At 41.3% G+C, this 19,889-nt stretch carries 15 protein-coding genes and 1 rRNA gene; 15 read left to right on the top strand and 1 reads right to left on the bottom strand.

Annotated features, from left to right (window positions below; translation table 11 throughout):
• Positions 1 to 88: 88 nt before the first annotated feature.
• The 8 genes from mecA to ACOXXR_RS07810 all read left to right on the top strand — a co-directional run bounded on the left by mecA (position 89) and on the right by ACOXXR_RS07810 (position 7,951).
• Positions 89 to 835, top strand: a complete 747-nt coding sequence (mecA, locus tag ACOXXR_RS07845; RefSeq protein WP_120701239.1) for an adaptor protein MecA — start codon at positions 89 to 91, stop codon at positions 833 to 835.
• Positions 832 to 1,989 carry a glycosyltransferase family 4 protein gene (locus ACOXXR_RS07840; protein WP_195214289.1) on the top strand — a complete coding sequence of 386 codons (1,158 nt, stop codon included), beginning with the start codon at positions 832 to 834 and terminating at the stop codon, positions 1,987 to 1,989. The genes mecA and ACOXXR_RS07840 overlap by 4 nt, the downstream gene beginning before the upstream one ends.
• A gap of 86 nt (positions 1,990 to 2,075) precedes the next feature.
• Positions 2,076 to 2,846 (top strand): Fe-S cluster assembly ATPase SufC, encoded by a 771-nt coding sequence (sufC, locus tag ACOXXR_RS07835; protein ID WP_006594965.1) that lies wholly within the window; start codon positions 2,076 to 2,078, stop codon positions 2,844 to 2,846.
• A 41-nt stretch (positions 2,847 to 2,887) separates the two neighbouring features.
• Positions 2,888 to 4,150, top strand: a complete 1,263-nt coding sequence (gene sufD / locus ACOXXR_RS07830) for a Fe-S cluster assembly protein SufD (protein ID WP_445278377.1) — start codon at positions 2,888 to 2,890, stop codon at positions 4,148 to 4,150.
• A 2-nt stretch (positions 4,151 to 4,152) separates the two neighbouring features.
• The gene (locus tag ACOXXR_RS07825) at positions 4,153 to 5,379 is read left to right on the top strand and encodes a cysteine desulfurase (RefSeq protein WP_270309141.1); all 1,227 of its coding nucleotides are present in this window, start codon (positions 4,153 to 4,155) and stop codon (positions 5,377 to 5,379) included.
• Positions 5,366 to 5,800 carry a Fe-S cluster assembly sulfur transfer protein SufU gene (sufU, locus tag ACOXXR_RS07820; RefSeq protein ID WP_048714758.1) on the top strand — a complete coding sequence of 145 codons (435 nt, stop codon included), beginning with the start codon at positions 5,366 to 5,368 and terminating at the stop codon, positions 5,798 to 5,800. Before ACOXXR_RS07825 ends, sufU begins: the two co-directional genes overlap by 14 nt.
• 145 nt (positions 5,801 to 5,945) lie before the next feature.
• Positions 5,946 to 7,358: a Fe-S cluster assembly protein SufB gene (gene sufB, locus ACOXXR_RS07815; protein WP_129270476.1), complete on the top strand. Its 1,413-nt coding sequence runs from the start codon at positions 5,946 to 5,948 to the stop codon at positions 7,356 to 7,358.
• Positions 7,359 to 7,378: 20 nt separating this feature from the next.
• Complete coding sequence (locus ACOXXR_RS07810) at positions 7,379 to 7,951, top strand: hypothetical protein (protein WP_445278376.1); 573 nt, start codon at positions 7,379 to 7,381, stop codon at positions 7,949 to 7,951.
• Positions 7,952 to 8,016: 65 nt separating this feature from the next.
• Here the strand turns inward: ACOXXR_RS07810 and pbp3 are convergent, their stop codons facing one another.
• Positions 8,017 to 9,258 (bottom strand): D-alanyl-D-alanine carboxypeptidase PBP3, encoded by a 1,242-nt coding sequence (gene pbp3, locus ACOXXR_RS07805; RefSeq protein WP_445278375.1) that lies wholly within the window; start codon positions 9,256 to 9,258, stop codon positions 8,017 to 8,019.
• Positions 9,259 to 9,431: 173 nt separating this feature from the next.
• On the opposite strand from pbp3, the gene ACOXXR_RS07800 reads away from it, so the two are divergent.
• From ACOXXR_RS07800 to ACOXXR_RS07770, 7 genes are all read left to right on the top strand, one after another.
• Positions 9,432 to 11,396 (top strand): peptide ABC transporter substrate-binding protein, encoded by a 1,965-nt coding sequence (locus tag ACOXXR_RS07800; protein WP_445278374.1) that lies wholly within the window; start codon positions 9,432 to 9,434, stop codon positions 11,394 to 11,396.
• 180 nt (positions 11,397 to 11,576) lie between these two features.
• Complete coding sequence (locus tag ACOXXR_RS07795; RefSeq protein WP_445278373.1) at positions 11,577 to 13,562, top strand: peptide ABC transporter substrate-binding protein; 1,986 nt, start codon at positions 11,577 to 11,579, stop codon at positions 13,560 to 13,562.
• A gap of 64 nt (positions 13,563 to 13,626) precedes the next feature.
• Positions 13,627 to 15,126 (top strand): ABC transporter permease, encoded by a 1,500-nt coding sequence (locus ACOXXR_RS07790; RefSeq protein ID WP_445278372.1) that lies wholly within the window; start codon positions 13,627 to 13,629, stop codon positions 15,124 to 15,126.
• Positions 15,126 to 16,052, top strand: a complete 927-nt coding sequence (oppC, locus tag ACOXXR_RS07785; RefSeq protein ID WP_048692005.1) for an oligopeptide ABC transporter permease OppC — start codon at positions 15,126 to 15,128, stop codon at positions 16,050 to 16,052. Before ACOXXR_RS07790 ends, oppC begins: the two co-directional genes overlap by 1 nt.
• An 11-nt stretch (positions 16,053 to 16,063) precedes the next feature.
• Positions 16,064 to 17,131, top strand: a complete 1,068-nt coding sequence (locus ACOXXR_RS07780) for an ABC transporter ATP-binding protein (protein ID WP_140814659.1) — start codon at positions 16,064 to 16,066, stop codon at positions 17,129 to 17,131.
• A 9-nt stretch (positions 17,132 to 17,140) separates the two neighbouring features.
• On the top strand, positions 17,141 to 18,064 hold the full coding sequence (locus tag ACOXXR_RS07775) for an ATP-binding cassette domain-containing protein (RefSeq protein ID WP_048714745.1): 924 nt from the start codon (positions 17,141 to 17,143) through the stop codon (positions 18,062 to 18,064).
• Between the two features lie 260 nt (positions 18,065 to 18,324).
• Positions 18,325 to 19,873: ribosomal RNA gene (locus tag ACOXXR_RS07770) — 16S ribosomal RNA — on the top strand.
• Positions 19,874 to 19,889 lie beyond the last annotated feature (16 nt).

The raw sequence follows: 19,889 nt of genomic DNA, 5'->3' as shown, positions 1-19,889 counted from the left end.
CTTGTTTCCTATCTAAGGAGGGGGTCATGTTTTGAAAAATATGTCCCTTTTTAGTATAATAGAAAGACTAATAGTATGAGGTGCAGTCATGAAGATGAAGCAAATCAGTGATTCAACCATTAAAATCACGATTCAATTAGAGGACTTAGAAGAACGGGGCATGGAAATGGCCGATTTTTTGGTGCCTCAAGAAAAAACAGAAGAATTTTTCTATACCATCTTAGATGAATTAGAAATGCCAGAAAGTTTCTTAGACAGTGGCATGTTAAGTTTTCGAGTGACCCCTAAGCCAGATAAACTCGATGTTTTTGTGACCAAATCAAAAATTGATCAGCATTTAAATTTTGAAGATTTTTCCGACTTGCCTGATATGGAAGAATTGTCGCAAATGTCTCCGGACGAATTTATCAAAACCTTGGAAAAAACCATCTCTGAAAAGAGTAAGGGAGACGGCGATGCAATCCGTCATTTAGAAGCTGAGGAATTGGCTGACGAAAATCAGCTTTCAGAAGAAGATACATCGAATCATCCAGTAGATACACGGTATATTTATTATATCCTCCAGTTTTCTCAGTTAGAAGAAGTGATTCGGTTTACAAAAACAGTTCATTATGCTGTTGAGACTTCTGAACTTTATAAAATGGACGGGATGTACTATTTAACCATCCTGATCGATTTGGAAGGGTGTCCGCAGGATTATCCAGGTTGGCTTTTGGCAACCATGCGTGAATATGCGGAAGATACAGATACTACTAGAGCTGTCCTCCAGGAACATGGTCATCTCTTGCTTGTCTCAGATGCTATTCACGAACTTCAAAAGGTTAATTTGGTATGATTACTTTTCCATTACAATTTATCCTGGTCCTGATTGCAACTTTTTTGATCAGTTTGATTCTAACCCCCTTTGTGAGGTTATTGGCGTTTAAAATAGATGCCGTAGACTATCCAAATGCGCGTCGGATCAATAAGAAACCCATGCCCAGCGCTGGTGGTTTAGCTATTATTCTTGCTTTTACCATAGCAACCGTCATTTTGTTGCCGATGATTACAAAGGGGCATGTAACTAAGACATCTTATCTGACCTATACCGTACCAGTTGTCGTTGGAGGATGGATTATTGGTCTGACTGGTTTAATCGATGATATAAAAGAATTGTCACCGCGGTTAAAGATGCTGGGGATTTTCCTAGGGGCCAGTGTGATCTGGTTCTTTACAGATTTTCGCTTAAATGATTTCAAGATCCCTTTTGGAGGGCCATTTCTTCATTTTGATCCCTGGTTGTCCTATATTTTAACAGTCATTTGGATCATTTCGATTACCAATGCAGTCAATTTGATTGATGGTTTGGATGGCCTGGTCAGTGGGGTTTCGATTATTTCCTTGGTGACGATGGGGATTGTTTCTCATTTCTTTCTCCCAGTGCCCAATCTCTTTCTGACTATGACGATTTTTGTCTTAGTCATGGCCATTGCTGGTTTCTTCCCCTTTAATTATCATCCAGCGATTCTTTATTTAGGGGATACAGGAGCCCTCTTCATTGGTTTTATGATCTCTGTTTTGTCCTTGCAAGGTCTTAAGAACGCGACGGCTGTTGCAGTTGTTACGCCGATGATTATTTTGGGAGTCCCCATTACGGATACCTTTTTAGCGATTGTTCGTCGGACTCTCTCTGGTCAGAAGTTCTATGCACCAGACCGGAATCACTTGCACCATCGCCTACTTTCTTTGGGCTTAACGCATCGTGGAACTGTCTTGGTCATCTATGGAATTTCGATGATTTTTGCTATGATTTCTCTTCTATTGAATATTTCGACTCGTATTGGTGGCGTTCTGCTTGTCATCGGTTTGGTATTAGGAGTTGAATTATTAGCAGAATTGATTGGAGTCCTAGGTCCTAACCATAGTCCGCTCCTAAATTGCTTACGCTATATAGGAAATTCTGCCTATCGAGAGGAAGTTCGACAAAATAGAAAAAACAAGACTAAATAAGAACGATTCTAAACACCAGAAAAGCCTTTTAGGCTTTTTTTTGTTATACTAGATAAGACAAAACTCTATAGCAGAAAGGAATACAAATGTCAGTATTAGAGATTAAAGATCTTCACGTAGAAATTGAAGGCAAGGAAATTTTAAAAGGTGTGAACTTGACCCTTAAAACGGGAGAAATCGCAGCCATCATGGGACCTAACGGGACAGGGAAATCAACCCTATCTGCAGCGATCATGGGAAATCCAAACTATGAAGTGACTAAGGGTGAAATTCTATTTGATGGAGTGAATATCCTTGAATTGGAAGTGGATGAACGTGCTCGCATGGGCCTTTTCTTGGCTATGCAATACCCATCAGAAATTCCAGGAATTACCAATGCTGAATTCCTTCGTGCAGCCATGAATGCTGGCAAAGAAGAGGATGAAAAAATTTCTGTTCGTGATTTTATCACAAAATTGGACCAGAAAATGGAACTCCTCAATATGAAGGAAGAAATGGCAGAACGCTATTTGAACGAAGGATTCTCAGGTGGTGAGAAGAAACGCAATGAAATTCTGCAATTGTTGATGTTGGAACCGAAGTTTGCCCTCCTTGATGAGATTGACTCTGGTTTGGATATCGATGCCCTTAAAGTGGTTTCAAAAGGGGTCAATGAAATGCGTGGCGAAGATTTTGGTGCCATGATCATTACCCACTACCAACGTCTTTTAAACTACATTACTCCTGATGTGGTTCACGTGATGATGGAAGGTCGTGTCGTCCTTTCAGGTGGTCCTGAGCTTGCTGTGCGTTTGGAGCGTGAAGGATACGCGAAATTAGCAGAAGAGTTAGGTTACGACTACAAAGAAGAACTCTAATCTTGTGTCCAAAACTGAACAGGATCTTTGAGGAGGAGTAAATGACCAAAGAAAATATCAAATTTTTTTCAGAAATGCATGCAGAGCCCCAATGGTTGCAGGACTTGCGTCAGAAGGCTTTTGATAAAATTGATGATTTAGAACTACCCGTGATTGAACGCGTGAAATTTCATCGTTGGAATCTTGGCGATGGAACAATCACAGAAAGTGAGCCACTCACTGCTGTGCCAGACTTCACTGCGATTGACAATCAATTAAAATTGGTTCAGCATGGAACTCACACAGTATTTGAACAGATTCCAGTTGACTTGGCCAACCAGGGAGTCATCTTTACAGACTTCCACTCAGCCTTGGAAGTAATTCCAGAGGTCGTAGAGGAATTTTTCATGTCATCCGTTAAATATGATGATGACAAGTTGGCAGCCTACCACACAGCTTATTTCAATAGTGGAGCTGTTCTCTATATTCCAGATCATGTAGAAATCGCGGAGCCAATCGAGGGTGTCTTCTACCAGGATAGTGATAGCGATGTGCCATTTAACAAGCACATCTTGATTATAGCTGGTAAGAACAGTAAGATTAGTTACCTTGAACGGTTAGAGTCACGTGGAGAAGGTAGTGCCAAGGCAACTGCTAATATCACAGTAGAAGTGATTGCCCGTTCAGGTGCGCAAGTGAAGTTTGCTGCGATTGATCGTCTTGGTGAGAATGTCACTGCCTATATTAGCCGCCGTGGGAAACTAGGCAAGGATGCTAGCATTGATTGGGCAATCGGTGTCATGAACGAAGGAAATGTCGTTGCTGACTTTGATAGTGACTTGATAGGAAACGGCAGCCATGCAGACCTTAAGGTCGTAGCCCTATCTAGTGGTCGTCAGGTACAAGGGATTGATACCCGCGTAACCAACTATGGTTGCAATTCGGTAGGGAACATTCTCCAACATGGTGTCATTCTTGAAAAGGCAACCTTGACCTTCAACGGGATTGGCCACATTATCAAGGGAGCAAAAGGGGCAGATGCCCAACAAGAAAGCCGTGTGTTAATGCTTTCTGATCAAGCTCGTTCCGATGCCAATCCAATTCTTTTGATCGATGAAAATGATGTGACTGCAGGCCATGCAGCTTCTATCGGTCAAGTGGATCCAGAAGACATGTACTACCTCATGAGCCGTGGCTTGGATCAGGCAACTGCAGAACGCCTAGTGGTTCGTGGTTTCCTTGGATCAGTGATCGTGGAGATTCCAGTCAAAGAAGTTCGTGAAGAAATGATCCAAACCATTGAAGATAAATTATTGAAGAGATAAAGATGATAGATGTCGAAAAGATTCGGAAAGATTTCCCGATTTTAGATCAAATTGTGAATGATGAGCCACTTGTCTATTTGGATAATGCAGCGACGACACAAAAACCAAAAGCTGTCTTAGAAGCTGTGAATCGATATTACCAAGAGGATAATGCTAATGTTCACCGCGGGGTCCATACCTTGGCCGAACGGGCGACTGCTTCCTACGAAGCAGCAAGAGAAACTGTCCGTCGCTTTATAAACGCTTCCTCAACCAAAGAGGTCTTGTTTACAAGAGGGACCACGACAGGTTTGAATTGGATTGGTCGGTTTGCAGAAGAAATCCTAGAAGAGGGGGATGAGGTTCTCATTTCCATTATGGAACACCATTCCAATATCCTTCCTTGGCAGGAAGCTTGTCGGAAGGCAGGAGCAAAACTGGTGTATGTCTATTTGAAAGACGGTGGTCTGGATCTAGAGGATTTCCGAATAAAATTGACAGATCGAACCAAGTTTGTTTCCATTGCCCATGCCTCTAACGTACTCGGGGTGATAAATCCTGTCCAAGAAATCGCTCAATTGGCCCATGAAAAAGGAGCCATTGTGGTAGTGGATGGGGCTCAATCAGTCCCTCATATGAAAATAGATGTTCAAAAACTAGATGCAGACTTCTTTGTCTTTTCGGGCCATAAAATGGCTGGACCTACAGGGATTGGAGTCTTGTATGGAAAAGAGCAATATCTCAACCAAATGTCACCTGTTGAATTTGGTGGAGAAATGATTGACTTTGTCTATGAACAATCAGCAACCTGGAAGGAACTTCCTTGGAAATTCGAAGCAGGGACTCCCAATATGGCTGGCGCCATTGGTTTAGCTGCGGCGATTGATTATTTGGAGGCTATTGGCATGGATGCGATTGAGCGTCACGAGCAAGACTTGATTGCCTATGTCTTTCCCAAACTTCAAGCGATTGAAGGCTTGAAAATTTATGGCTCCCAAGATTTAGCGAAACGTTCAGGGGTGATTTCCTTCAATTTAGGGGATTTGCATCCTCATGATCTTGCGACTGCCTTGGATTATGAAGGGGTTGCCGTTCGGGCAGGCCACCATTGTGCCCAACCTTTAATCCAGTATTTGGAGGTTCCGGCGACTGCTCGAGCTAGCTTTTATCTCTACAATACAAAAGAAGACTGCGATAAGCTTGTAGAAGCGCTGATAAAAACAAAGGAGTTTTTCAATGGCACTTTCTAAATTAGATAGCCTCTATATGGCTGTAGTAGCTGACCATTCAAAAAATCCCCATCACCATGGAAAGATTGAAGGGGTTGAACAAATCAACTTAAACAATCCAACCTGTGGCGATGTGATTAGTTTGTCTGTTCAGTTTGATGATGAAGGAGTAATCAAAGACATTGCCTTTGTCAACTCAGGTTGTACGATTTCGACGGCTTCTGCTAGTATGATGACGGACGTTGTCCTAGGAAAATCCAAAGAAGAAGTGCTAGAGTTGGCGACTATTTTTTCAGAAATGGTCCAAGGCAAAGAAGATGCCCGTCAAGACCAGTTGGGAGATGCAGCCTTTTTAGCTGGGGTTGCTAAATTTCCACAACGGATCAAGTGCTCGACCCTGGCTTGGAATGCTCTCAAAAAAGCAATCGATGCTCAAGCCTAATGATGAATAAAAGTGATAAAGATTCAAGTCTGTTTTTTTACCGAGCTTCTGGTGAGAAGTGATATCAGCATTCGTCTGCTGATGGTCCAGACTAGAAAAAGTAATCACATGTAAAGAGCGCTAAAAAGAAAATGAAAGGAAAGATATGACAGAAGAAAGAGTAGAACCAAAACCAATTGATCTTGGTGAATATAAATTTGGCTTTCACGATGATGTAGACCCAATCTTGTCAACAGGAAAAGGGTTGAATGAATCGGTTATTCACGAGTTGTCTGCTGCGAAAAATGAGCCAGAATGGATGCTGGAGTTCCGTTTGAAGTCTTATGAAGCATTTAAAAAAATGCCGATGCAAACTTGGGGAGCGGACTTGTCAGATATTGATTTTGATGATTTGATTTATTATCAAAAACCATCTGATAAACCTGCACGTAGCTGGGATGAAGTGCCTGAAAAAATTAAGGAAACATTTGAACGGATTGGTATTCCAGAAGCAGAGCGTGCTTACCTAGCCGGAGCAGCTGCTCAGTATGAGTCTGAAGTAGTTTACCATAACATGAAGGAAGAATTCCAAAAGCTCGGAATCATTTTTACCGATACAGATTCGGCTTTGAAGGAATACCCAGACTTGTTTAAGCAATACTTTGCTAAGTTGGTACCTCCAACGGATAATAAGTTGGCAGCCCTCAACTCAGCTGTTTGGTCAGGTGGAACCTTTATCTATGTACCGAAGGGTGTAAAGGTCGATGTTCCTTTGCAGACCTACTTCCGGATTAATAATGAAAATACAGGTCAGTTTGAGCGGACTTTGATTATTGTTGATGAAGGCGCTAGCGTCCACTATGTAGAAGGATGTACAGCACCTACTTATTCAAGCAATAGCTTGCATGCTGCTATTGTAGAAATCTTTGCTTTGGATGGAGCTTACATGCGTTATACGACTATCCAAAACTGGTCTGATAACGTCTATAACTTGGTTACAAAACGTGCTAAGGCTCAAAAAGATGCTACTGTTGAGTGGATTGATGGGAACTTGGGTGCCAAAACAACTATGAAATATCCATCTGTATACTTAGATGGAGAAGGAGCGCGTGGTACCATGCTTTCTATTGCCTTTGCTAATGCAGGGCAACACCAGGATACTGGTGCTAAGATGATCCACAATGCTCCACATACCAGCTCTTCAATCGTCTCAAAATCCATCGCGAAAGGTGGAGGAAAAGTTGACTACCGTGGACAAGTGACATTCAATAAAGATTCAGCGAAATCTGTCAGTCACATTGAGTGTGATACCATTATCATGGATGACTTGTCTGCATCTGACACCATCCCATTTAATGAAATTCATAATTCACAAGTTGCTTTGGAACATGAAGCCAAAGTATCTAAGATTTCAGAAGAGCAACTCTATTACCTCATGAGCCGTGGCTTGTCAGAATCAGAAGCGACTGAGATGATCGTCATGGGATTTGTAGAGCCCTTCACTAAAGAACTTCCAATGGAATATGCAGTTGAGCTCAACCGCTTGATTAGCTATGAAATGGAAGGATCTGTCGGTTAAGGGGATAAAAGGAGAAGCAAATGGGATTCTTAAAAAAATTATTTGGTAATGTTGAAAAAGCGAATAAGGGCGAAATTCCTGTTGAGGAAATTGTTCCACCCTTTACAATTGATCTAGCAGAAGAAGCAGATGATTATTGGAGACAGATGGAACAAAATCTCTTGATCAATGCTGTGAAGGCTGTTGGCGGTCCTGATAAAGCGGATCGTGCCTTTATACTAGTGAATTTTAAGCCGGGTCAAGAAACATTTGATTTGTATTATCAAATCGATGGGAAATTAATTTCTTGGCAAGAATTGGATCCAGAACTTGTAGAAAAAATCCGCCTTCAACTCTTGCCTCAAGCACCAGCAGTAGCACGTGCAGTCAATGAAAATTACGAAGCTGCCAATGTTCCTGTGATTAGTTATGCCATGCTTCAATTAGAAACGGCGACCATGGCTTGGTTTGGTCGGAAGCTAACAACAGCTACACCTGAAGCTAGCTTATCTTTTGGAGAATTGGTAGCAGGTTGGCGTGCGGTGATTGAACAAGAAATCCCGACTCATCCAATAGACAGCGATACTGCTTTTCCTTATTTCGAAGTTCGATAGGAGTTCTGTTGACGGAATTGAATAAACAAAAAAAGAGGGTGACCTCTTTTTTTGTTTATGAGCATTTATAGTTTTTCGTTGACGTAACGAACAAATTGATTCCACCACACCTTTAAGAAGAAACTTTTTTGGATATTTTCTCCGCTCACCATTTCCATACTAGGGGCTTTACCTTCGATATACCCTCGACCGATGGGTTCTGGATCAGTGTAGGTAAGGGTTCCGAGAGAAGTACCTTTCTTTATAGGAGCGCTAAATGAAGATTGGCTACTTTTAAAGGTGATTTTAGCTTCTGCTTGGCTTCCTTGTCGTTCGATCACGATGAAGTCATCCTTGGCAACAGCAGTGGCGTTTGTTTTCTTGCCATCGTGAACCGTTGATTTACTGTTGTTGTAAGCTTCGCCTTTGCTGACAATGAGGCTTGGAACGAAGTTTTGGCTCACATAATTCATCAGGTTGGCTGTTGCAACAAATCGTGCGTAAGGGTCACCATCGATTGCCTCAACACCAATGACAACGGTAATCATTCGAATCCTATTTTGATTAGTAGAAGCGACAAATGAGATCCCTCCTTTTTCGGAATTTCCAGTTTTTAGACCATCCACCCCAGCTCGATAGTTGGGCATGTTTTCCAGCATATAGTTGCTACTCTCCAATTGAATTCCAGCAAATTCTGCATGGGAGAGGGAGGTGATTTTTGTAACTTCAGGAAAGTCTTCTAGAAGATGTTTTGCGATGACTGCCACATCATAAGCGCTCAGCTTATTTTCGGTATTTTTCTTTTTATTTTCCTCATCCCCATCAATGATAGATTGGTTCAATCCACTAGCATTCACAATCGTCGCATCTGTAATTCCCCAATCTTTGAGCTTTGCTTTCATGAGGAGGACGAATTTTTCTTCGCTACCAGCTACTTTTTCAGCTAAGGCGATGGCGGCACTATTGGCGTTTGATACGAGGAGAGCAGTGAGCAAGTCCTTAACCTTGTATTTACGGGCTTCCATGGGAACGTTGCTGATTCCTTCAACAGCTGTCAGTTGATAGGCTTTATCAGAAATATCCGCATCATCAGTTAAAGAGATTTTTCCTTGCTGAATGGCTTCGTAAACGAGATAAGTGGTCAAAAGGTTGCTGATTCCGCCAACCTCTTTTTTCTCATCACTTTTTTTTTCGTAGAGTATTTTACCTGTTGTCCCATCGATCGCAATAGCATGCTGGGCTCCAAGGTCTAGGTCCTCCGCTTTTACAGGAGACGTACTGAGAAGCGCAAGCATTAGACAAAGAAGTAAGGTGATTATTTTTTTCACGTTTGAATCCTCGATTGTTTTTTGTCTCTACTATTGTATCATAAAAGAAGGCAACTGCTCTAATCCTATTTTGCTCTCTTAGGACTCGAAGGTCATAGGCAAATTTGAAAGATAGTTGGTAAAATGGAAGAAATAGTGTATAATGGTAGAAAACCTAACATAAGGAGATAGTGATGAAAGTAAATAAACGGTTCGTACTGGCCGGTGTTTCTCTAGCCAGCGCTCTTCTATTGACAGCCTGCGGTGGTGGAAGCAGCAATCAATCTACTTATTCTTATATTTATTCAACAGATCCAAATACATTGGACTACATTGCATCGACTCGTACAACGACGTCTGATATTACAAGTAACCTTGTTGATGGTTTGTTAGAAAATGATAAATATGGAAATTTAATCCCAAGTTTGGCAGAAGACTGGACAGTTTCAGAAGATGGCTTAGTCTATACCTATAAACTTCGAAAAGATGCTAAATGGTACACCAGTGAAGGGGAAGAGTATGGTGCTGTAACAGCTCACGATTTTGTGACAGGGATCAAACATGCTGTGGAATCAAAATCTGAAGGTCTCTTCTTAATCCAAAACTCCATTAAAGGTTTGGATGCCTATGCCAAGGGTGAAACAACAGATTTCAAGACAGTTGGCGTGAAAGCCCTAGATGATTACACCGTTCAATATACCTTGGAACGTCCAGAAAGCTTTTGGAATTCTAAGACGACATCAGGCGTCCTTTTCCCAGTTAACGAAGCTTTCTTAAAATCTCAAGGAAAAGACTTTGGTTCCTTGAAACCAAGTAGTATTCTCTATAACGGTCCCTATTATTTGAAGAATTTAACTTCAAAATCTCAAATTGAGCTTGTAAAAAATAAAGAATACTATGATGAAAAGAATGTTCATATTGATCATGTGAAGTTGACTTACAATGATGGATCAGATCCAGAATCTGTTATCAAGAAATTTGAGAATGGTCAATATTCATTTGCGACAGTAATGCCAAATAGCTCCACTTATAAGAATGTGAAAAAGAAATTTGGTGATAATATTGTTTATGGTGTTCAATATGGTACATCTTACTATCTAGGCTTCAACATCGATCGTCAGAAGTATAACCATACAGCCAAAACGACAGATGCTCAAAAATCGTCTACAAAACAAGCGATTTTAAATAAGGATTTCCGTCAAGCTGTCAACTTTGCCTTTGACCGTGAAGCCTATGCTGCTCAAACATCTGGCGCAGATGCAGCAACCAAGATTCTTCGAAACACCTTGGTTCCACCGACTTTTGTTCAAGTAAATGGCGAAGAGTTCGGTAAGGTTGTCGAGAAACAATTGGTGACCTATGGGGATGAGTGGAAAGACGTAAATCTAGATGATGCCCAAACCACCCTCTACAATCAAGAAAAAGCCAAGGCTGAATTTGCAAAAGCTAAAGAACAACTGCAAAAAGAAGGGGTACAATTCCCAATTCATTTGGATTACGTTGTCAGTCAGACAGATAACAGCCAGGTGCAACAAGCTAGCTCCTTCAAACAATCCGTAGAAGCTGTTCTTGGTGCAGACAATGTTGTCGTAGATATTCAGAAATTATCTGATGATGACTTTAACAATATTACCTACTTTACAGACACTGCTGCTGAGAAAGATTATGACCTTGCAGGCGGAGGATGGGTTCCAGACTACCAAGATCCATCTACTTATTTAGAGAGTTTAAGTCCTGTTAACGGTTCTGTTTTCTACTATCTAGGTGTGGATGCAGGTTCAAACAGCCCTGCTATTACAGCAGTTGACTTTGGGAAGTATGCAGAGCTCTTAAAAGATGCCAATGCAGAAGTGAGTGACCAAGCTGTACGGTATGAGAAATACGCAGCCGCTCAAGCATGGCTAACCGATAGTTCGTTGATCTTACCAACTGTTTCAAATGGTGGAACGCCAATGTTGCAACGGACTGTCCCATATAGTCGTGCTGCTTCATGGGTTGGAACAAAAGGTACAGGAACCAACTATAAATATCTTGAACTTTCAGAAGAAGTCATCAAGACAAAGGATTACGATGCAAGTAAAGAAAAATGGTTGAAAGAAAAGGCTGAATCCAATAAAAAAGCCCAAGAAGAATTAAAGAACCACATCGAATCGAAATAGCTGGGATAGTAAGAACGCATAAGTTTAAGTAGGGGAAGGAGCCACTAAAAAGGATTGATTTTTTAGACAGTCCTCCGCTTAGTGGCTCCTTTCACTTGCCAAATATTCAGAAAATTTAGTTTACTTTTTGTCTCACTTATGCTATAATTCTATCTAAATTCAATAAAATGGAGACTCAAAATGAAAAAAAGTAAAGTTTTTGCATTTGCCGGAGTAACATTGCTCGCAGCAACTTTCCTTGCAGCATGTTCTGGCTCAAAAGATAGCAAGTCTGCCTCAAAAAAAGATACAACATATGGCTATGTTTATAACGATGATCCAACAACTTTGGATTACACCGTATCTTCCAAAGCTTCCGTACACGATATTACAACAAATGGTGTAGATGGTTTGTTGGAAAACGACAAATACGGAAATCTTGTACCATCTATTGCTGAGGATTGGTCTGTTTCAAAAGACGGTTTGACCTATACCTACAAAATCCGTAAGGGTGTCAAATGGTATGATGCTGATGGTGAAGAGCATGGAGAGGTAACAGCTCATGACTTTGTCACTGGCTTGAAGCATGCGGCAGACAAAAAATCAGAAACTCTTCCGTTGGTTCAAGGTTCAGTAAAAGGATTGAAAGACTATGTAGATGGAAAAATCACTGATTTTTCTCAAGTTGGGGTAAAAGCAGTAGATGACTACACACTTGAGTATACCTTGAACCAACCAGAAACTTTCTGGAATTCTAAAACAACCAATGGTGTGCTCATGCCAATCAATGGTGAATTCTTGGAAAGCAAGGGTGACAATTTTGGTCAGCCAGGTGATGTAAAATCAATCTTATTCAATGGTCCATTCCTTTTGAAATCAATCACTTCTAAATCAGAAATTACTTTTGAGAAGAACGAAGACTATTGGGACAAAGATAACGTTCATATCGACAAGATTAAATTGTCTTATTATGACGGATCAGATCAAGATTCCTTGGCGCGTGGTTTTAGCGATGGATCGTACACAGTTTCTCGACTCTTCCCAGCAAGCTCAAACTTTGCTTCTGTAGAAAAGAAATACAAAGACAACATCTACAACACACAACCTGGAGCTGGTGTAGCAGTCTTTGGTTTCAATATTGACCGTCAAGCTTACAACCATACTTCTAAAACATCAGATGAGCAGAAATCTTCTACGAAGAAAGCTATCTTGAACAAGAATTTCCGTCAAGCGATCACCTTTGCCTTGAACCGCGAAAATTATTCAGCACAAGTCAATGGTAAAGAATATGCTAAGGCTGCTATTCGAAATATGTACACTGCACCTGCCTTTGTTCAAGTAAACGGTAAAGACTTCGGTGATGTTGTAGCTGATAAGTTGCAGACATATGGAGATCAATGGAGTGGTGTAAATCTTGCAGATAGCCAAGATGGACTTTACAACAAAGATAAAGCAAAAGCTCAGTTCGAAAAAGCAAAAGCAGAACTCCAAAAAGAAGGCGTTCAATTCCCAATCCACTTGGATGTTCCAGTTGTTCAAAGTTCAACAAACTTTGTAGCACGGATGCAATCCTTCAAACAATCAGTTGAAGATACACTTGGAACAGAAAATGTTGTGGTGGACCTTCAAATGATGGACCAAGATGCTATCTTGAATATCACTATTAACGTACCATCTGCAGCGGATGCTGACTGGGATCTTCAAGGGCTTGTAGGCTGGAATCCAGACTATGATGATCCATCTACTTACCTTGATACCTTGCAACCATCTTCTCCTGACCAAACCAAAACTTACCTTGGATTTTCTGGTGGTGTAGATAATGCCTCTGCTAAGGCTGTTGGCTTAGATGAATATGCGAAATTGCTTGATGATGCAGGAAAAGAAACCCAAGATGTGGTTGCACGTTATGAAAAATACGCAGCAGCGCAAGCTTGGTTAACGGATAGTTCGTTAGTAATTCCAACTATGACAAGCTCTGGAGCAGCTACAGTAGTTTCAAAAGTAGTTCCATTCTCTGGACCTTCATCACAAACAGGTAATAAAGGTTCAACTTATTTCAAATATGTTGAAGTTCAAGATGAACCTGTCACTAAAAAACAATATGATCAAGAACGTGAAAAATGGTTGAAAGAAAAAGCTGATTCAAATAAAAAAGCTCAGGAAGAACTAGAAAAACACGTCAAATAATCACCTTCATCAGAACTTTCTCTAATAGGGGAGAAAGTTCTTTTGAACATTAAAGGAACGGAATATGAAAAAATATATATTTATGCGTATTTTACGTTCGTTAGTGTCGATCTTTTTGGTTACGACATTGACGTATACAATTATTTATACGCTAACCCCAAGAAATTTAATTTTCAAAAACGACCCTAACTACAATAAGATTGCAAAGACAAAAGACTCAAAATTGAATTATGAATATACTGTTTACGATCGCATGGGGTACGTAGAATATCTTGATTCAAAAGCTTTAAAGGAAAAAGCAAGTAAAGAAGACTCATCCGTTACAGTTGATCCAACGGAAGCGAATGAGAAAATTTACAAAAAATATATTGCTAACTTAGGGAATGGTTGGAAATTAAATCGTTTCCCTGAGAGCAAGGGATTTTATGCGGTTCGTGAGGTTCCTGTTTTTGAACGTGTTATTGGATTCTACGGCAATCTGATTCAGATTGACCATCCAAATGTCATCAAAGATGCTTCAAATCCAAAACTTGAACGTTATATTCGTATTGAAAATGATCCAGCTATTGGTTGGTCAGTAGTTGGTTCGGGGACTAAACATAAATATCTTTTGTATTTCAATGGTCAATTCCCGTTCATTCATCAAAATTTTGTATCGTTAAACTTGGGTGAATCTTATCCAACTTATTCAAATACGCCAGTTCTTCAGGTTATTACACAAGGACAAGGTACGACTAAGAAGAGTGAAGTAAACTTCCCAACAGGGAAAAAAGAATCTTCCATCAATATCTACTCACGTACATACAAATCACCAAGCAAGGCAGATGCTCAAGATATCGCCCGCTTTGGTAAAGGAGATGCTTATACAGCAACGTTGAGCAACTATGAAAATCCATCCATGATTGTGAGCTCGTCTATTATCGGCTTGATTGGGATTGCAATTGCATACTTGATCGCGATTCCTTTAGGATCTTACATGGCCTTGTTGAAGAATACATGGTTTGATAGTGCCTCAACAGCTGTCTTGACATTGATGATGGCCCTTCCGACGATTGCCTTGGTATACATCGTCCGCTTGATTGGTTCAACAATCGGTCTCCCAGATTCCTTCCCAGTTTTAGGCGCTCAGGATTGGAGATCGTATGTTCTTCCTTCTGTGATCTTGGGACTTTTGAGCGCGCCTGGTTTGGCTATTTGGATTCGCCGTTATATGATTGACTTGCACTCACAAGACTTTGTCCGTTTTGCACGTGCTAAAGGACTTTCTGAAAAAGAAATTTCACGCAAGCATATCTTCAAGAATGCCATGGTTCCAATTGTTACCGGTATTCCTGTTCAATTGGTCTTGGTTATTTCAGGGGCAACCTTGACAGAAACCGTCTTTGCCTTCCCTGGTATGGGTAAAATGTTGATCGATTCCATTAAGGCTTCGAATAACACCATGGTAGTGGGTCTTGTCTTTATCTTTACTGTTCTTGCTGTATTTGGAGCAATGGCCGGTGATATTCTCATGGTTATGGTAGACCCTCGTATCAAATTGACAACTAAGAAAGGAGGCAAATAATGTCTACAATTGATAAAAAGAAATTCCAATTTGTTGAACGTGACGACTTTGCCTCTGAAACAATTGATGCGCCGTCGTACTCCTACTGGAAATCAGTATTTCGTCAATTTTTTAAAAAGAAATCAACTATTTTCATGTTAGCAGTTTTGGTTGGCATTCTCTTGATGAGTTTTGTCTATCCAATGTTTTCAAACTTTGATTACAATGATGTAAGTAAAGTAAATGACTTCACTGCCCGTTTGAATCCTCCAAGTGCCAAAGCCTTCTTCGGTACGGATAACAATGGTAAATCCTTGTTTGATGGAGTTTGGTTTGGTGCCCGCAATTCGATTATTATCTCCTTTATTGCTACCTTGATCAACGTTGTGATCGGAGTAGTGATCGGTGGGATTTGGGGTGTGTCAAAATCAATCGACCGCTTTATGATGGAAGTTTATAACGTTATTTCAAACGTTCCATTTATGTTGATTGTTATTGTCTTGACTTACTCAATTGGTGCTGGTTTCTGGAACTTGATTTTGGCGATGACAGTGACAGGATGGATTGGGATTGCTTACTCTATCCGTGTCCAAATTATGCGTTACCGCGATTTAGAATACAACTTGGCCAGTCGCACCTTGGGGACACCAACTCTTAAAATCGTAACAAAAAATATTTTGCCACAGTTGGTTTCTGTTATTGTGACGACAACTACACAGTTGTTGCCAGCCTTTATTTCGACTGAGGCTTTCCTTTCCTTCTTTGGATTGGGATTGCCGATTACAGTTCCAAGTTTAGGTCGTCTTATTTCAGACTACTCACAAAACGTAACAACCAATGCGTATCTTTTCTGGATTCCATTGACAGTCTTAGTCTTGGTATCCTTGTCATTCTATATCGTTGGACAAAACCTTGCAGACGCCAGCGATCCACGTACACATAGATAGGAGGAGTAGGTATGACAAATGATAAAAATGTAATATTATCTGCTCGCGATATCGTAGTAGAATTTGATGTTCGGGATCGTGTCTTAACAGCTATTCGCAATGTCTCTTTGGACCTTGTTGAAGGAGAGGTCATGGCGCTTGTTGGTGAATCAGGTTCTGGTAAATCTGTTTTGACAAAAACATTTACAGGGATGTTAGAAGAAAACGGACGAATTGCCAATGGTACCATTAATTATCGCGGGCAAGAATTAACAGAACTCAAGTCAAACAAAGATTGGGAAGATATCCGAGGTGCAAAAATTGCAACGATCTTCCAAGATCCAATGACCAGTTTGGACCCGATTAATACAATCGGATCACAAATTACGGAAGTCATTATTAAACACCAAGGTAAGAGTGCCAAAGAAGCCAGAGAAATGGCTATTGATTATATGGAAAAGGTTGGAATCCCGGAAGCAGAACGTCGCTTTGATGAATATCCTTTCCAATATTCAGGTGGGATGCGCCAACGGATTGTTATTGCTATTGCGCTTGCTTGTCGTCCTGATATCTTGATCTGTGATGAGCCTACAACAGCCCTCGACGTAACCATTCAAGCCCAAATCATTGACTTGTTGAAATCATTGCAAAAAGAATATAACTTTACAACAATCTTTATCACCCATGATTTAGGTGTGGTGGCAAGTATTGCAGATAAGGTTGCCGTAATGTATGCTGGTGAAATTGTAGAATTTGGTAAAGTAGAAGAAATCTTCTATGACCCAAGACATCCTTATACCTGGAGTCTTCTTTCAAGTTTGCCACAGTTGTCTACATCTAATGGTGATTTATATTCTATCCCAGGTACTCCTCCATCATTGTATTCACCAGTGAAGGGTGATGCCTTTGCATTGCGCTCAGACTATGCCATGCAAATTGATTTTGAGGAACACCCACCAGTTTTCAATGTTTCAGATACACATTGGGCTAAAACATGGCTCTTGCATGAAGATGCACCAAAAGTCAATAAACCAGAAATTATTGATAATCTGCATGAAAAGATTAGCGCGAAAATGGGATTCACTACAATCAAGGACTAGGAGAAGGAAATGACAGAAAAATTAATAGAAGTTAAAGATCTAGAAATTTCCTTCGGTGAAGGAAGTAAAAAATTTGTAGCTGTAAAGAATGCAAATTTCTTCATCAACAAAGGGGAAACATTTTCTCTTGTTGGTGAGTCTGGTAGTGGGAAGACGACAATTGGTCGTGCAATCATTGGTTTGAATGACACTAGTGCAGGTGATATCCTGTATGATGGCAAAAAGATCAATGGGAAGCAATCGCGCAAGGATGAAAATGAATTAATCCGTAAAATTCAAATGATCTTCCAAGACCCAGCGGCAAGTTTGAACGAGCGTGCAACAGTCGACTACATTATTTCAGAAGGTTTGTACAATTATCACCTATTCGAAAATGAAGAAGACCGAGTACGTAAAGTAAAAGAGATTATGCATGAAGTGGGGCTTCTAGCAGAGCATTTAACTCGTTATCCTCATGAATTCTCTGGTGGACAACGCCAGCGGATTGGGATTGCTCGTGCCTTGGTAATGGAGCCAGAATTTGTTATCGCAGACGAGCCTATTTCAGCCCTTGACGTATCCGTACGTGCGCAAGTTTTAAATCTCCTTAAGAAATTCCAAAAAGAGTTGGGCTTGACCTATCTCTTTATCGCGCACGATCTTTCAGTAGTTCGATTTATCTCTGATCGTATTGCGGTTATTTACAAAGGAGTTATTGTAGAAGTAGCTGAAACGGAAGAATTGTTTAATAATCCGATTCATCCTTATACACAATCTCTCCTGTCTGCTGTTCCGATTCCAGATCCAATTCTAGAACGCAAAAAAGTTCTGAAAGTTTATGATCCTGATCAGCATGATTATTCAACAGACAAACCAGAAATGGTTGAAATCAAGCCAGGACATTACGTTTGGGCAAATAAAGCAGAACAGAAAAAATATAAAGAACTTGTATAATCATAAGAAAACGAGAAAAATACGCTTCTCGTTTTCTATTTTTTGAAAAAAGAAAAACTTTTTTTAAAAAAATAGAAAAAGATATTGACAAGGTGAAGTGGACGTGATATACTAATATAGTTGTCGCGCGAGAGCGACAAAGACCTTTGAAAACTGAACAAGACGAACCAATGTGCAGGGCACTATAACTAAGGTTATAGTACTGAACAATGAAAAAACAATAAATCTGTCAGTGACAGAAATGAGTGAGAACTCAAACTTTTAATGAGAGTTTGATCCTGGCTCAGGATGAACGCTGGCGGCGTGCCTAATACATGCAAGTAGAACGCTGAAGCTTGGTGCTTGCACCGAGCGGATGAGTTGCGAACGGGTGAGTAACGCGTAGGTAACCTGCCTGGTAGCGGGGGATAACTATTGGAAACGATAGCTAATACCGCATAACAGTAGATGTTGCATGACATTTGCTTGAAAGGTGCAATTGCATCACTACCAGATGGACCTGCGTTGTATTAGCTAGTTGGTGAGGTAACGGCTCACCAAGGCGACGATACATAGCCGACCTGAGAGGGTGATCGGCCACACTGGGACTGAGACACGGCCCAGACTCCTACGGGAGGCAGCAGTAGGGAATCTTCGGCAATGGACGGAAGTCTGACCGAGCAACGCCGCGTGAGTGAAGAAGGTTTTCGGATCGTAAAGCTCTGTTGTAAGAGAAGAACGAGTGTGAGAGTGGAAAGTTCACACTGTGACGGTATCTTACCAGAAAGGGACGGCTAACTACGTGCCAGCAGCCGCGGTAATACGTAGGTCCCGAGCGTTATCCGGATTTATTGGGCGTAAAGCGAGCGCAGGCGGTTAGATAAGTCTGAAGTTAAAGGCTGTGGCTTAACCATAGTACGCTTTGGAAACTGTTTAACTTGAGTGCAAGAGGGGAGAGTGGAATTCCATGTGTAGCGGTGAAATGCGTAGATATATGGAGGAACACCGGTGGCGAAAGCGGCTCTCTGGCTTGTAACTGACGCTGAGGCTCGAAAGCGTGGGGAGCAAACAGGATTAGATACCCTGGTAGTCCACGCCGTAAACGATGAGTGCTAGGTGTTGGGTCCTTTCCGGGACTCAGTGCCGCAGCTAACGCATTAAGCACTCCGCCTGGGGAGTACGACCGCAAGGTTGAAACTCAAAGGAATTGACGGGGGCCCGCACAAGCGGTGGAGCATGTGGTTTAATTCGAAGCAACGCGAAGAACCTTACCAGGTCTTGACATCCCTCTGACCGCTCTAGAGATAGAGTTTTCCTTCGGGACAGAGGTGACAGGTGGTGCATGGTTGTCGTCAGCTCGTGTCGTGAGATGTTGGGTTAAGTCCCGCAACGAGCGCAACCCCTATTGTTAGTTGCCATCATTCAGTTGGGCACTCTAGCGAGACTGCCGGTAATAAACCGGAGGAAGGTGGGGATGACGTCAAATCATCATGCCCCTTATGACCTGGGCTACACACGTGCTACAATGGCTGGTACAACGAGTCGCAAGTCGGTGACGGCAAGCTAATCTCTTAAAGCCAGTCTCAGTTCGGATTGTAGGCTGCAACTCGCCTACATGAAGTCGGAATCGCTAGTAATCGCGGATCAGCACGCCGCGGTGAATACGTTCCCGGGCCTTGTACACACCGCCCGTCACACCACGAGAGTTTGTAACACCCGAAGTCGGTGAGGTAACCTTTTAGGAGCCAGCCGCCTAAGGTGGGATAGATGATTGGGGTGAAGTCGTAACAAGGTAGCCGTATCGGAAGGTGCGGCTGGATCACCTCCTTTCTAAGGATAAGGAAAC

Source organism: Streptococcus sp. KHUD_013 (assembly GCF_052588545.1).
This window is presented reverse-complemented; position numbering and strand designations above follow the sequence as displayed.

Excerpts from the sequence above, each read along its gene's own strand:
- sufU (WP_048714758.1), top strand. The coding sequence starts at position 5,366 with ATGGCACTTTCTAAATTAGATAGCCTCTATATGGCTGTAGTAGCTGAC.
- ACOXXR_RS07825 (WP_270309141.1), top strand. The coding sequence starts at position 4,153 with ATGATAGATGTCGAAAAGATTCGGAAAGATTTCCCGATTTTAGATCAA.
- ACOXXR_RS07775 (WP_048714745.1), top strand. The coding sequence starts at position 17,141 with ATGACAGAAAAATTAATAGAAGTTAAAGATCTAGAAATTTCCTTCGGT.
- ACOXXR_RS07840 (WP_195214289.1), top strand. The coding sequence starts at position 832 with ATGATTACTTTTCCATTACAATTTATCCTGGTCCTGATTGCAACTTTT.
- ACOXXR_RS07790 (WP_445278372.1), top strand. The coding sequence starts at position 13,627 with ATGAAAAAATATATATTTATGCGTATTTTACGTTCGTTAGTGTCGATC.
- sufC (WP_006594965.1), top strand. The coding sequence starts at position 2,076 with ATGTCAGTATTAGAGATTAAAGATCTTCACGTAGAAATTGAAGGCAAG.
- ACOXXR_RS07780 (WP_140814659.1), top strand. The coding sequence starts at position 16,064 with ATGACAAATGATAAAAATGTAATATTATCTGCTCGCGATATCGTAGTA.
- ACOXXR_RS07810 (WP_445278376.1), top strand. The coding sequence starts at position 7,379 with ATGGGATTCTTAAAAAAATTATTTGGTAATGTTGAAAAAGCGAATAAG.
- ACOXXR_RS07795 (WP_445278373.1), top strand. The coding sequence starts at position 11,577 with ATGAAAAAAAGTAAAGTTTTTGCATTTGCCGGAGTAACATTGCTCGCA.
- ACOXXR_RS07800 (WP_445278374.1), top strand. The coding sequence starts at position 9,432 with ATGAAAGTAAATAAACGGTTCGTACTGGCCGGTGTTTCTCTAGCCAGC.
- oppC (WP_048692005.1), top strand. The coding sequence starts at position 15,126 with ATGTCTACAATTGATAAAAAGAAATTCCAATTTGTTGAACGTGACGAC.
- mecA (WP_120701239.1), top strand. The coding sequence starts at position 89 with ATGAAGATGAAGCAAATCAGTGATTCAACCATTAAAATCACGATTCAA.
- sufD (WP_445278377.1), top strand. The coding sequence starts at position 2,888 with ATGACCAAAGAAAATATCAAATTTTTTTCAGAAATGCATGCAGAGCCC.
- sufB (WP_129270476.1), top strand. The coding sequence starts at position 5,946 with ATGACAGAAGAAAGAGTAGAACCAAAACCAATTGATCTTGGTGAATAT.